Source organism: Candidatus Chlorohelix allophototropha, assembly GCF_030389965.1.
Lineage (GTDB): Bacteria > Chloroflexota > Chloroflexia > Chloroheliales > Chloroheliaceae > Chlorohelix > Chlorohelix allophototropha.
The window spans coordinates 28,103-42,117 of sequence record NZ_CP128401.1 but is presented as its reverse complement, the minus strand read 5'-3'; the positions used below and the strand labels follow the sequence as shown (position 1 = coordinate 42,117).

The following is a 14,015-nucleotide window of genomic DNA, read 5'->3' as shown; positions in this document are numbered from 1 at the left end:
TCCCTAAATGAACTGACCGATCAACCGAAGGTTCGCTCACTACGATTGGTAAAGTCGCGGGCGATTTTTTATTCATATCAGATCAGAACTCCTTCGAAAAGTGAGCCGTCTGAATATCCGGAATGGGCTAATGACCGACACACCAACAACTTTATTTGCTGAAAACAACAGCAAGATAGCGCAACATCCCTGTTATAGCAGTGAAGCCCATTTTAAGTTTGGGCGCATTCATGTTCCGGTAGCAAAAAAATGCAATATTCAGTGTGGCTACTGCGTCCGAAAATACGACTGCCCCAATGAAAATCGTCCGGGGGTCACTACCCGCGTGGTCAGTCCGCATGAAGCAATTGCCACCATCCGGGCGGCGGTAGAAGCAGAACCGCGTTTAAAAGTTTTGGGTATTGCAGGACCGGGCGAACCCCTTGCCAACGCTGCAACCCTTGAAACCCTTAATTTGGTTAAAAACCAATTCCCGGATTTGGTCAAATGCGCCTCAACTAACGGACTGGCGCTACCCGAAACCATCGAGGAACTGGATAAAGCGGGGGTCATTGCCCTGACCATTACCATCAACGCAGTTGACCCGGATATAGGAGGGCAGATTTACCCCTTTGTTCGCTTTAAGGGTGTTACTTACCGGGATCGAGAGGCTTTCGAGGTTTTGAGCAGAAACCAATTGGAAGGGCTGCGTGCTGCGGCTGACCGGGGGATGGTGGTTAAGGTTAACTCGGTGCTAATACCGGGGATTAACGACAAGCATCTGGTAAAAGTGGCGCGAGTGGTTAAGGATTTGGGGGCGCATGTGATGAATATCATGCCATTGATTTCTCAAGGTAAGTTTAAAGATATTCTACCACCCTCTCCGGAAGAGCTTAACCGAGTGCGAGACGAATGCGATGGCATATTACGGCAGTTCCGCAACTGTAACCAGTGTCGGGCTGATGCGATTGGGGTACCCGGTGAAGAAGGCTGTTCTGCCGCACCGGTCGCCAATAACTGCTCTGCCAAATTTTTAAAAGAGCCTTCGCTTATCAACGTGGAGTTGCTCAGAAAAAAACCAGCGCCAGCTTCGGGTAATTAATTTCGGGTAATCAGTATGGGAGATTGAATTTATGGGCTTAAAAATAGCAGTTGCCAGTTGGGACGGAGAGCATATCACCCAGCATTTCGGGCGTGCCGAGCAATTTTTAATTTATGAGATTGAGAACGGTGACTATAAGTGTGTAGAAACGCGCCTGAACCAACCGGGATGCAACGGGCGAAAACACGAGGTAAGTCTGCTGGAACAATCGGCTGAATTGCTGTCGGATTGTGCGGTGGTGTTGGTGAGTCGAATTGGACCCGGAGCAAAGGCGATGCTGGATGCCTATGGGATTTTAGCGATGGAGTCTCCGGTTTTTGTTGATGAGGCGCTTAGCCGCCTGATCAGCTCCAAATATTTTAATAATTTAATCAGTGGAGAAACCCTGAATGTCAAAGAAGATTAAACAGATTGCAATTTACGGTAAAGGCGGTATCGGAAAATCCACCACTACCTCAAATATCAGCGCAGCTCTTTCTACTATGGGCTACAAGGTGATGCAGTTTGGCTGTGACCCCAAGAGCGATTCTACCAATACCCTGCGCGGCGGGCAATACATTCCAACTGTGCTAGATACATTGCGAGAACGTAACAAAGTAAAAGCAAGTGAAGTGGTATTTGAGGGCTTCAACGGGATTTATTGCGTGGAAGCGGGTGGACCAGCGCCGGGGGTAGGTTGCGCCGGGCGTGGAATTATCACCGCCGTCGAACTGATGAAACAGCAAAAGGTTTTTGAGGAACTCGATCTGGATATTATAATCTACGATGTGCTGGGCGACGTGGTGTGCGGGGGGTTCGCCGTACCTATTCGGGAAGGCATTGCTCAACATGTCTTTACCGTATCTTCTGCGGATTTTATGGCAGTTTACGCCGCCAATAATCTGTTCAAGGGCATCAAAAAATATTCAAACGCGGGTGGCGCGCTGCTAGGCGGCGTTATCGCCAATTCCATCAATGCCCTTTATTCAAAGGAAATAATTGACGATTTTGTGAAACTGACCAATACACAGGTGGTCGAATATGTTCCCCGTTCGGTAACGGTGACGCAGAGCGAGTTGCAAGGAAAAACCACCATCGAAGCCGCCCCTAAATCGGCTCAGGCTGAGGTCTATCGTAGCTTGGCTAACAAAATCTACAATCATACCGAGTCAAAAGTGCCGACTCCGCTGGAAACGCAAGAGTTGCGAGAGTGGGCTTCAAAATGGGCTGATCATTTGTTGGCGCTTGAAAGCGGTGAGGTTCGTGGCGTGGCTGCCGGAGTCTGAGGAAGCCCCGATTGGAATGAGGATAAAGGCTAAAAATGAGTGCAATCAATTTAAATGCTTCCGAAGTACAAATCCGGGAAACCCGCCTAGGCTCAATAACCGGGTATCAGGGTTCTGCGGCGGAACTGGTGCGGTGTTCCCGCGAGGGTACGCTTCAAGACAGTTCCAGAAGTTTCAGTCAGTGCATGGGCTGTAGCTCCTCTACCGCTTTCTGCCAGCTTTCGATGATTCAAGATGCGGCGATGATTAACCATGCCCCGGTGGGCTGCGCCGGAGATTTCCCGAATTTCAGCTTTGTAAATCGGGTGGGTCAGGCTGAAAGGAAACTACCTCAAACGCTAGGTCGGTATTACAGCACTAACCTTGAGGAGAGAGATACTGTTTTTGGCGGTGTCCAGAAATTGGAAGAAACCATCCGGGAAGTTTTCAGCAGAACGCACCCTAAAGCTATTTTTGTCACTACCTCTTGCGCCTCCGGCATCATCGGAGATGATGTTGATGGTACCGCCAATGATTTATCGGAAGAACTGGGCATTCCGGTAGTAGCTTGCCATTGCGAAGGTTTTAAAACCAAAGTCTGGTCAACCGGCTTTGATGCAGCTTTCCATGCTATCGTCCGAAAAGTTGTAAAGCCGCCTCGCCAAAAAACCAATAAAGTTAACATCATCAACTTCTTTGGCAGCCATGTGTTTGACAAACTCTTGCACCAATTGGGTTATGAGGCTCAATATATTGTGCCCTACACCACTGTGAGCCAACTTGAGTATCTGTCAGAGGCGGCTGCTACCATCCAAATTTGCCCCACTTTGGGAACTTATATGGGCGCTGCCCTTGAGCAAGTCTATGGTGTGCCGGAAGTAAAAGCCCCTCCTGCTTTTGGTATTGCCGGAACCGACCTCTGGATGAGAGAGTTGGGTCGGGTGCTGGACCGTCAAGCAGAGATTGAAGAAATAATTAAGAGCGAACATGAGCGAGTATTGCCGGAACTGGCGGCATATCGGGAAAAGTTGGCTGGAAAGACCGCCTATTTGACGGCGGGGGCGGCGCATGGTCACGCCATTATTGCGCTGCTAAGGGAGTTGGGGCTTACCGTAAAAGGCGCTGCTATTTTCCACCATGACCCTATCTACGATAATGGCGAAGCCCTTTCCGATACTCTCGGACTGGCAGTAGAAAACTATGGAGATATTCCAGCCTATAACGTCTGTAACAAACAGACCTATGAATTGGTGAATATCTTGAATCGGTTAAAGCCAGATTTGCTGGTGGCTCGGCATGGCGGGATGGTCATCTGGGGAGCGAAGTTAGGGATACCAACCTTTTTAATGGAAGACGAGCAGTTCGGTTTTGGTTATCAGGGGGTCTTGAACTATGCCGAAAAAATTCTGGACATCTTAGATAATCAAGAGTTCACCACCAATCTCGCCAAACATAGCACCATTCCTTACACCCGCTGGTGGTTGGAACAAGACCCATTTACTTTTCTCGGAGAAAACTTAAGTGTCAACTCTTATTGAGCAGCCAAGATATTCCTGCGCGTTGGGCGCAACCCAATCAGTAATCGCCATTAAAAGAGCCATGCCCATCCTGCATTCCGGTCCGGGCTGCGGAACCAAAATAAACTCCATCATTGGTCAGGTAAAGGGCTATGGTGGAGCCAACTCAATGCCCTGTACCAATACCAGTGAAGCGGAGGTGGTTTTTGGTGGGGAAGAAAAATTAAAAGGTGTCATAGAAGGAGCATTCAAGGTAATTGATGCCGATCTTTTCGTGGTGCTAACCGGCTGCACCTCGGATATTGTAGGAGATGACATTGGAAGTGTGACCGGGGTTTTTCAGGCACAAGACGAACCGGTGGTATTCGCTGAAACTGGCGGCTTTAAAAGCAACAACTATGTCAGCCATGATAAAGTGGTCATCGCTATTATTGATCAGTATGTAGATAAATTTGCCAATGACAAAACTACCCTAAAAGGGCTGGTCAATGTTTTTGTAACTCCGCCCTATCAAGACCCTTACTGGGACGGTAATCTCGAAGAAATAAAAAGATTGCTTGAAGGTATCGGACTAACGGCAAATGTGCTTTTTGGCTCTGCTTCTTCCGGTTTGGAGGAATGGAAAACTATCCCCCGCGCTGAGTTTAATATTGTAGTGAGTGCGTGGTCTGGGTTGGCTGTTGCCGAACATCTGGAAAGAAAATACGGAACGCCCTTTTTCCATTTCCCTTACTTGCCGATTGGCGGGGCGGAAACCACTAAATTTCTCAATGGAGTGAGCGAGTTTGCCAACCTTGAACCCGCGAGAACCGCTGCCTTTATCCAAAAAGAGGAAAAAAGATTCTACGCCCATTTTGAACGCTTGGCAGAATTTTTGCTGGAATTTAAATACGGTATTCCGCGCCGATTCTATACCCTGTTGGACGCTTCCTACGCCCTAGGGATTGCGCGTTACCTGCTCAATGAGTTGGGGATAATACCGGCTAAGCAATATATTGTGGATAACACCCCGGAGGAATATCAGGAAGCGATAAAAGCGCAGTTTGCCCGAATATCCGATTTCAGATCCGCCGAGGTAGCTTTTTCGGTGGACGGTGGCGCTATTCAGGAGGAAATACGGCGAGACGATCATAAAAACAGGGCGCTCATCCTCGGTAGCTCATGGGAAAGCAAGTTGGCGCAGGATATTGGAGCCGATTTGCTGGTTTTAAGTGTGCCGATTACCTACCGACTGGTTTTAACTTGTGGATATGCTGGCTACAACGGCGGGCTGAGGCTGGCTGAAGATATTTACGACCGGGTGTTGGAAACCTATCGCTAAGTGAAAAATGTACCATAGTCACTCCGGGTAACCGGGGGTGAATTTTTTTGACCGATTTATTAGTATTGCGGTTCAACCGCTAGATGACTTGAGGAGTAAAAATGGGAAATTCAAAATGGACAGCTTTGCCGATTCTAGATATATCGCGACTGGAGGCAGGCGCTGCCGAAAAAGAAGCTTTTCTGGCGGAACTTCGCCACACCGCCCACGATCTCGGGTTTTTCTACCTGACCGGACATGGCGTTGACCCAGAGTTAATTCGCCGGGTACTTACCTTATCCCGCCAGTTTTTTAATCTGCCGGAAGAAGAAAAGTTGGCGATTGAGATGGCTAACTCGCCTCATTTCCGGGGCTATACCCGCTTGGGCTGGGAGCGCACTCGCGGTCAACGCGATTGGCGGGAACAGATTGACATTGGGGATGAGCGACCTGCGTTACCAAGGGATACTGGATTACCAGCTTGGTATCGGTTGCAAGGACCTAACCAATGGCCTCAATCGCTGCCTGAACTTCGGGAAGTTATCCTCGAATATAAATCTGCTGTCGCGGGTGTAGCTCTCCGGGTTATCCGAGCTTTTTCGGCTGCGTTAGGGCAATCCGAAACGGTATTTGACTCGATTTTTACGCCTGATGGGGTACAACTTCTCAAACTTATCCGTTATCCGGGACGTGAAGCAACCGATAGTGATCAGGGAGTAGGCGCACACAAAGACGGTGGTTTTGTCACGGTTCTGCTACAGGATGTCGAAGAAGGGCTTCAGGTTGAATATGAAGGTAACTGGATTGATGCCCCACCGATACCCGGAACTTTTGTGATCAATATCGGGGAGGTGCTGGAACTGGCTACCAATGGCTATTTACGGGCTAATGTCCACCGGGTTAATACGCCACGGCAGGGTATTGACCGTCTTTCGGTAGCTTTCTTTTTTGGAGCGAAGCTGGATGCCACCGTTCCACTACTTAAACTACCGCCCGAATTAGCGGAAGGCGTACGCGGCTTGACGGTTGACCCGCTCAATCCCCTTTTCTACGAAGTAGGTAAAAACAATCTTAAGGGTCGACTCCGCTCACACCCCGATGTAGCCCGCCGCCACTACGCCGACCTGTTAGAGCAGGAGGCTAGCGAGAACCTCGCAAGCAGTTATTGATAATAATGAATGACGCTGCCGATCAGGTTGAATCTGCCTCGGCAGTAGTCAGTTTATAAGCCCTACCGGAGATAAATCAACATGACGGTTGAGTTTTTTCATGAAGCCAACGATGGGCAGTCGCTTTTTGTAAAAAGCTGGAATCTGGAGAAACACACGATCAAAGGCATCATTCAAATTGCTCACGGCTTGGGAGAAACTGCCGATTATTATACTGAGTTCGCGGAAAAGGCGAACGCGGAAGGCTTTGCCGTTTATGTTGCCGAAGCTCGTGGGCATGGTAGAACCGCCGGAGATGTTAAGTTGCCCGACTATAAAGGCGGTGACATTGGAGAGGGAGGCTTTGGGCAACTTCGCGATGACCTCTATGCTGTTACCAAGTTTATAAGGGCAGAATACCCGGAGGCTCCGCTTTTTTTGTTGGGGCATAGCATGGGTTCGGTAGTGGCACGCCTGTATTCATTTGCATATGGTAAGGAAATACGGGGCTTAATCCTTACTGGTGCTTATTCAGCCTCGAAAAATATTGATGAATTGGTAACTCTGGTGGAAAAAGAAATCAAAAAGAACGGCTTGAAAACCCCCTGCAAAGAAACTTTTGAAGCCCTATTTTATGGGCTTAATCAGCAGTTTGAGCCTGCTACAACTGCGCTTGATTGGATTACCAGTGATAAGGAGATGGTCGAATATTCGTTAAAACTGCCCTATACTTATATCCTGTTTAACAACCAGTTTTACCTGTACTACCTGTTGGCAGTTAAAGAGGTGGAAGCGGTGGGTAATATACGCAAAATCCCGCCAACCCTGCCTATCTTTTTGTTGAGTGGCGATAAGGATAGTGCTACCGATAACGGCAAGCGAACCATCGACCAGTTTGAGAAATATAAAGCTGTTGGTCTCGAAGATATTCAGCTAAAGTTATATGACAATAAAAGGCACAGTCTTCTAAGAGAAGTGAATCGGGGCGAAGTGACTGCCGATATCTTGGATTGGATTACAACCCGCTTATAACAACAATCATTTAAACCAAACAACAGCTTTCATCTATCCAATTTAGTTGTCGTGAGTAGTGGTGTGATTCGAGCAAATTTCATTGCCTATTAAGTTGTTCTCGATGGCTGGCAGAATATTTTTCTTAGAAAGCTCTTTAGGTGGTTCTTTAGCAGGGCGTGGGTATTCAATTTCATAATCGGCAAATTGAGTATAAGCAACGTCCTCGAACATATCGTGCATAATTATCTTGCGTCTTCCTCGCATAATTTATATCCTTCTGGTGTATGGCTTTATCAATAGAGAGAGTGTATATAGTTGTGGGTTGTCACTTACCAATTATTCTCATCCAACAACTCTAGGTTCGGAATACTCCAGCCTTCAGACCTAAGTTGGGGTACTTACAATGTTTAACACGAAAGCGACGCTAGTGAAAAGCATCACAGAGCTAGAGATTTTGAGTTCAAATTGCTCTAATCACCAGATCTGGTACGTAAAGGACGGAGATTATCCAGGCTAAATCCCTGTTTCAACTTCCAAATGTAATCCCCAGTCAGATTTATGTGATGCCAGCCGAGGGGTGAAAGATGTTTTAACTTTTCAGCACTGAGGTCTTCCCCCCGTTGCCTTAAAGCTTCAACCGCTTTTTCGAGATAAAGAGTATTCCAGGTCACAATAGCGGCACTTAAAAGAGTGAGACCACTTGCCCGATTAAGCTGATCCTGGTAGTTACGTTCGCGGACTTCCCCTAACCGATGGTAAAAGAGGGTTCTGGCTAAACTGTTTCGCGATTCTCCTTTGTTCAAAGTACCTTGAGTGCCATGTTGCAGCGCTTCATCTTTAATCCACTCAATCGTAAAAAGCGTTTTTTCCAGTCTCCCTAACTCACGCAGAGCCTGAGCCAACCGATGTTGCCGGGGATAAGCGGCCAATTTTCCCAGGATAAGGGAGGCGGTAACTGTACCCTTCTTGATTGAAGTGAACAACCTGAGGAGTTCTTCCCAGTTTTCGCCAATGAGTTTTGAGCTAATCTTGTCACCGATTAGATCTGAAATAGCCGGATAACTACTGGCAGTCCCGATACAGTACAAACGTTTATCGCCAATATCTTGGATGCGCGGTTGAAACTTAAAGCCCAGTAACGAAGCCGCCCCAAAGATCTGGTCGGTATAGCCGTGAGTATCGGTATGATGGGTCTCAATTTCAAGCTCGCTCTCGTGATATAGCAAACCGTTAATCATAAAGGGGGCTTGTCTGGCAGTGGTACTAATAACCTGGATGTAATAAGGAGCATATTGATCACTGCTATGGGTGTAAAACATAATTCCCGGCTCAAAACCATATTTCAGATTTATTTTATTTCCGGCTTCCTTAACCCCACCAACCGGGAACCGCTGCCCATCCGAGGAACTGCTTTTTCCCTGACCAAAGTTGGCGGCAAAGGGGAGTTTGTGTTGAAAGTTCACCAGTTCAGCTAGGGCTTTACGATAAGTTTCACCCCGAATATGCCAATCTGCGACCCAGGCTAACTGTCGATAACTCAGTCCGGCACTGGCATCCGCCATCTTATCTAGGTCCAAATTAAGACCATCAGCCAGAATAGCCGCCAGTAAAGCAAGCTTATCGGGAGCGGTTTGACCGGTTTGCTGGTGGGTAAAGTGACGGCTAAAACCCGTCAATTCATCCATTTCTACCAAAAGATCGGTTATTCGCACTCGCGGCAGTAACCCATAAACTAATTTTTTCAGCTTTTCCAGAGCTTCTGGCTCTTCTTCCTTAATCATTTTCCCCAAATGGAACTCACCATTTTCCAGCGTAACTTTGGGTAGCTGTCCATTCTTGATCAAGCTATGTAATTTCCATAGCTTATCGTGCAGTAGGACGGTGCGCTCACTCATATAAGCTACAAAATCGGTTTCGATCGGTAATGGTACCTTTTTAGCCTCACGCAGCTTTAGCCATTCTGGTAGTGGTAACAGGTAATCGCTAAAGTTTCGAAACTGTAGGCTACTTTCTATCCAGATATCGCCATTTTTGAGGGCATCTCTCAAGCTGGCCAGGGCGCAAAACTCATAATAATGCCGATCAATACTACCGTCTGACTTAAAAACATACTCTTGCCAGCGGGGTTTAACAAATGCGGTAGGCGCATCGGCTGGGATCTTTCCACCCTTTTGTTCGTTCAATTCTTTGAGTAATTTCAAAGCCTCTGAAAGAGATTTACCGGCATTATTGGAAGCCGCTTTGAACTCAAAAGTCTCCAGCAACTTTTTGGAATATTGTCTTACCCAACTATAGTGATTATTCATCAGGTCCAAGTAATCAAAATCTTCGGGGCGGGCCAGTTCTTCGGCTTCCACCACACTAAGAATAAAAGTCGTCCAATCGATTATTTTCTCCACAGCTTCATAAGGGTCAGCCTCATCCTGCCGGGCGATAATCAAGGCTTTGCCTACTTTGGCATAAAGCGTAACCTTTTCGTTCAGGACTTTACCATTATTCTGCCAAGTCAGTTCGTGTTTGTGTTTACTTTTAGTAACAAATCAGCCAGGGTCAGTTGACGAGGCTGGTAGACTAAAATAATGACACCTGCGCAAGAACTAGAACAACTTAGAATAGAAAATACCCAATTGCGAGAACAACTGACTTCACGGGATGCCTTGGTTACCCAACTGATAGAGCGAATTCAAACCCTTGAAGCCCGGCTCTCTCAAGATAGCCATAATTCATCAAAACCACCCTCTTCCGACGGGTTTAAGCGCTCGCCCAAAAAACGCAGCTTGCGTAAATCCACCGGTAAGAAACCGGGTGGTCAACCTGGTCACGAGGGTCAGGCTCTTAAACAAAGCGAAAACCCAGATGCAGTGATTGCGCATCTGCCCACCACCTGTGAAAAGTGCCAGACTGACTTAACCAAAGAAGCAGCGCTACCTCACTTCGAGCCTCGTCAGGTTTTTGAGCTGCCTACTCAACTCAAACTGCACGTCACCGAACACCGCACTTACAGCAAAAAGTGTCCTACTTGTCAGACTGTTACCAAAGCCAAATTCCCGCAGTCCGTCAAGAATTGGGTGCAATACGGACCTGGGTTTCGGGCTCTGGCAGTTTACCTGATCACTTATCAACTGCTGCCTTATGCCCGGGTGTGCGAGCTACTTAATGAAATCTACAGCGAAAGTCTTTCACCCGGCAGTTTGGTCAATATGATAGCGGAGTGCTACGAGCAATTGGCTGAGCCAGAAAAAACCATCAAGACAGCGCTTACCCAGGCCAAAGTGTTACATTGCGATGAAACCGGGTTGTATGTAGAAGGCAAGCGCCACTGGCTGCACGTAGCCAGCACCCTTTACTTAACCCACTATGCTCACCATTTACGGCGTGGTAGTAAAGCCACGGACGAGATTGGGATTTTACCGACTTTCCAGGGAGTAGCGATCCACGATGGTTGGTCTAACTATCTGCGCTATGCCTGTACCCACGGTCTGTGTAACGCCCATCATCTCAGGGAACTTGCTTTTGTCCACGAACAACTCAAGCAGGCGTGGGCGGCTGAGTTCACCACCCTTCTTGTGGACTTGAAAGAAGAAGTGGAAGTCGCCAGGGCTAGGTCTGAAACCAGTTTAAGCAGTGCACGGTTAGCGTATTTCGAAGAGCGCTACCAGCAATTGATCGCACAGGGTCTGGCAGCTAATTCTCCCCCAGAGGGTGGTTGGCCTTGTGGAAAACGGGGCAAGCCCCGGCAGAGCAAGCCTAAGAACTTACTGGATCGGCTGGATAAACAGCGTCATCAAGTGCTGCTATTTGCCTACCGTTTTGACGTTGTAGAATACGGGAAGGAAAGGAAAAGGATTCCGGGATAAAAATGCCGTTTTGGGTTTCTCTTAGAAGACCAATTTTGTAGAATAGTTGTTCTAGCAACACTATTGGCAAGAAGGGTGAGAAGAGAGGAGCTACGAGAAGGAGATGTTAGAAGTTATGGCCAGAAGCGCAATAAAGTACCACCGGAAACGAGGGGACAACTACAACGTAATTGCGGGCAAAGTGCAACATGATGCCCGTACCGTAAAAAGAGTGCTAAATGAACCTAGCGACAAGGTACAAACCCGCCCCAATCGTGAAAGTAGTGTGGCAGTCTTCAAAGAACAGATTGAAGGCTGGCTAGAACAAAAACTACAAGTGAAAAGAATGCTGGAACTAGCGTGGGAAGATCCCAAACAGCCCTACTGTGGCAGACCCACCGCCTTCTATGACTATGTGCGCAAGCTCAAAAAAGCCAGAGAGAACCAGGCTCATCAGGTACAGATACGTTTTGAGGGCTTACCTGGAGAGTTTTTGCAAATAGACTGGGGTGAAATTCGGGGAGTGCTGTTCAGTAAACAAGATAGTGTACCCCAAACCTTCTACTTTTTCTGTGCCCGGCTGAAATACTCGCGTTTTATGTATGTGAGCTTTCAGAAAGATATGGCCGAAGAAACGCTGGTGCGCTGCCTGGTGGAAGCCCTCAACCGGATGGGGGGAGTACCGTGGGTAATTACCACGGATAATATGAAGACGGTGGTACTGAGGCGAGATGAAAAGAACCAACCAGTGTGGCATCCGGTGTGGCAGAAACTGGCACTAGAATTCGAGTTTCACCCGGAAGCCTGTGCCCCGGCCAGCGGAAACCAGAAAGGTGCCGTAGAAAATTTGGTAAAGTATACCAAAAACAATTTTCTAGCTGGTCGTACATTCTACGATGCGGCGGATCTGGTAAGGCAGTTGGAAGAATGGTTAGGGGTAGTGAATTACGAGCGTACATGCGCAGCGACCGGGGAAATTCCGGGTAGCTTACTGGAAATAGAGCGTAAACACTTCAGCCCATTGCCTGCTAGTGCCCGGGATTACGGTTTATTTACCAGCCTGGTGGTAAACCGGGAAGGGGTAGTCATTTTTGAGACCAACAAATATAGCGTACCGGCGGAACTAATGGGACAAACCCTGACAGCCCGGATACATCGGGAATGGCTGAAGTTATGGCGGGGTACGGAACTGGTGGCACAGCACCCCCGTTGTTATTCCCGAAACCGCCGCTTAGTAATACCGGAACATTACACCCAAGCTTTTGAGATCAAACCCAGAGCCAGAACCATGGTGTGGCGGGATTGGTTGTTAAATTTAGGACCGCAAGTGTACCAGTATGTGGCGGTAATCTGTCGACGGCAAAGAGCCACCATGAGTGAACAAATCCACCAACTATACGCGCTGGCCCAGCAGGTAGGGCTGGAAGAATTCCAGGCGGCGGTGGAATTGGCAACGGAACAACAGCTTTACGGGGCGGAATATCTCAAGGGTTTATTACTCAAGCCAGCGGGTTCAGGCAGTAATGCCGCTACCCTCAAGCCCACTCAACCAGCGGTGGAACGGCTACTCAGTGAATACGAACCACTGGTGGCCAACCGTTTTTCGGCCATACCTGAGGAAAATGAAATAGAAAGGGCGGTGGGATGAATAGTCTGGAACATAAACTCACCAGCCTAAAACTGGGCAGGGTAAAACAGGTATACAGCGATTGGATTGAACGGGCACGCGAAACCGGAATGGATTACGGGGAGTTTTTAGAAGAATTGTTAAGCGAAGAGTTGCTATCTCGTCAGGAGAACCAACTCAAAAAGCGTTTGCACTCAGCCAGTTTCCCTTTTGAAGCCAGCCTGGAACAATTCGATTTCAGTCGCCACCCGGAACTGAAGCGCAGCGTGATTTTACGCTATTTCGACAGCAGTTTTGTAGAAAAAGCTGGGAATTTACTCCTAATCGGGGCAAGTGGGCTTGGGAAAACCCATCTTTCGATTGCAGCCGGAATTAAGATGGTGCAGTTGGGTTACACCGTAAAGTTCATTACGGCTCAACAACTGGCGAACCAAGTGATTGCGGCTAGCACTCGCCAGGAAATAGCCAGGATTTTAGAGCCGCTTTTGAAATGTCAGGTGTTGGTATTAGACGAACTGGGCTATTTACCGATGGACGCACGTGTAGGTCCGGCCTTATATGAGCTGATCAGCGGACGTTACCTCAGAGGTGCTACGATCATTACCAGTAACAAAAGCCTTTCTAACTGGGGCGAACTGATCGAGGGTGGTGATACTGCCTTGATGGTGGCGATTATTGACCGTTTATTGCATCACGGAGAAGTTTTTTATTTAAGAGGTAGCAGTTACCGCACTTTAGGAAAGGAGAGTTACGGCTTAGAGCGTCGGCAACTTCCACCAGAAGAAAAGAAACCGGAAGCGGGAACTGGTTCTTAAAGATTTCAAGAGGCTAAGATTATTTCAGCCTAATAAGAGCTGGTTGAGCGCAAAAGCTTGGCTTTTGTGCGAACGCCAGCGTGCGACAGGCCACTGCCTGGAGCTTTTTCTTAAAAAAGTGGGTTAAATTCAGATGCATTTTTAGCCCGGAATATTAGGTCTTGACAACCGCAATCTACAGACGTGCCTTTTGATAACAATTTAGCCGAGCGTGATATTCGGATGGTTAAAGTGCAACAAAAGGTTTCAGGTTGTTTTCGCAGCCAGGAAGGTGCCAGCTTCTTTTGTAGAATAAGAGGCTACCTTTCCACCATGAAAAAGCAAGGTGAAAACTTGTTGGTTGCGCTCCTTGACACTTTTTGTGGGCAACCTCCCCTTCCCAAGCTTTTGGTCTGAACTGTTACGAACTAATAATGTTAAATAGCTAGTAACT

11 protein-coding genes and 2 pseudogenes are annotated in these 14,015 nt (G+C 47.8%); 11 read left to right on the top strand and 2 right to left on the bottom strand.

What is annotated here, in order from left to right:
* Positions 1 to 130 precede the first annotated feature (130 nt).
* The 7 genes from nifB (at position 131) to OZ401_RS23260 (ending at position 7,322) form a co-directional block, all read left to right on the top strand.
* A complete protein-coding gene (gene nifB / locus OZ401_RS23290) occupies positions 131 to 1,081 on the top strand; it encodes a nitrogenase cofactor biosynthesis protein NifB (protein ID WP_341472019.1) in 951 nt (316 codons plus the stop codon).
* 31 nt (positions 1,082 to 1,112) lie between these two features.
* Positions 1,113 to 1,487 (top strand): NifB/NifX family molybdenum-iron cluster-binding protein, encoded by a 375-nt coding sequence (locus OZ401_RS23285; RefSeq protein ID WP_341472018.1) that lies wholly within the window; start codon positions 1,113 to 1,115, stop codon positions 1,485 to 1,487.
* Positions 1,471 to 2,346, top strand: coding sequence for a nitrogenase iron protein (nifH, locus tag OZ401_RS23280; RefSeq protein WP_341472017.1), 876 nt, complete (start codon positions 1,471 to 1,473; stop codon positions 2,344 to 2,346). Before OZ401_RS23285 ends, nifH begins: the two co-directional genes overlap by 17 nt.
* Before the next feature lie 35 nt (positions 2,347 to 2,381).
* A complete protein-coding gene (locus tag OZ401_RS23275; protein ID WP_341472016.1) occupies positions 2,382 to 3,863 on the top strand; it encodes a nitrogenase component 1 in 1,482 nt (493 codons plus the stop codon).
* Complete coding sequence (locus tag OZ401_RS23270; protein ID WP_341472015.1) at positions 3,847 to 5,163, top strand: nitrogenase component 1; 1,317 nt, start codon at positions 3,847 to 3,849, stop codon at positions 5,161 to 5,163. Before OZ401_RS23275 ends, OZ401_RS23270 begins: the two co-directional genes overlap by 17 nt.
* A gap of 101 nt (positions 5,164 to 5,264) precedes the next feature.
* A complete protein-coding gene (locus OZ401_RS23265; RefSeq protein ID WP_341472014.1) occupies positions 5,265 to 6,311 on the top strand; it encodes an isopenicillin N synthase family dioxygenase in 1,047 nt (348 codons plus the stop codon).
* A gap of 81 nt (positions 6,312 to 6,392) precedes the next feature.
* Positions 6,393 to 7,322, top strand: coding sequence for an alpha/beta fold hydrolase (locus OZ401_RS23260; protein WP_341472013.1), 930 nt, complete (start codon positions 6,393 to 6,395; stop codon positions 7,320 to 7,322).
* Between the two features lie 42 nt (positions 7,323 to 7,364).
* Here OZ401_RS23260 and OZ401_RS23255 read toward each other — a convergent pair whose 3' ends face one another.
* The gene (locus tag OZ401_RS23255) at positions 7,365 to 7,568 is read right to left on the bottom strand and encodes a hypothetical protein (protein WP_341472011.1); all 204 of its coding nucleotides are present in this window, start codon (positions 7,566 to 7,568) and stop codon (positions 7,365 to 7,367) included.
* Positions 7,569 to 7,774: 206 nt separating this feature from the next.
* Positions 7,775 to 9,826 (bottom strand): annotated as a pseudogene (locus tag OZ401_RS23250) (Tn3 family transposase); the annotation flags it as partial.
* Between the two features lie 57 nt (positions 9,827 to 9,883).
* Between OZ401_RS23250 and tnpC the strand changes: the two are divergent.
* The 4 genes and pseudogenes from tnpC to OZ401_RS23230 all read left to right on the top strand — a co-directional run.
* Entirely contained in the window at positions 9,884 to 11,161 is a 1,278-nt protein-coding gene (gene tnpC, locus OZ401_RS23245) for an IS66 family transposase (RefSeq protein WP_341472010.1), read from the top strand.
* Positions 11,162 to 11,264: 103 nt separating this feature from the next.
* Positions 11,265 to 12,788: an IS21 family transposase gene (gene istA, locus OZ401_RS23240; RefSeq protein ID WP_341467827.1), complete on the top strand. Its 1,524-nt coding sequence runs from the start codon at positions 11,265 to 11,267 to the stop codon at positions 12,786 to 12,788.
* Positions 12,785 to 13,582: an IS21-like element helper ATPase IstB gene (gene istB, locus OZ401_RS23235; RefSeq protein ID WP_341467826.1), complete on the top strand. Its 798-nt coding sequence runs from the start codon at positions 12,785 to 12,787 to the stop codon at positions 13,580 to 13,582. The genes istA and istB overlap by 4 nt, the downstream gene beginning before the upstream one ends.
* 180 nt (positions 13,583 to 13,762) lie before the next feature.
* Positions 13,763 to 13,978, top strand: a pseudogene (locus tag OZ401_RS23230) (IS66 family transposase); the annotation flags it as partial.
* Positions 13,979 to 14,015: the final 37 nt, after the last annotated feature.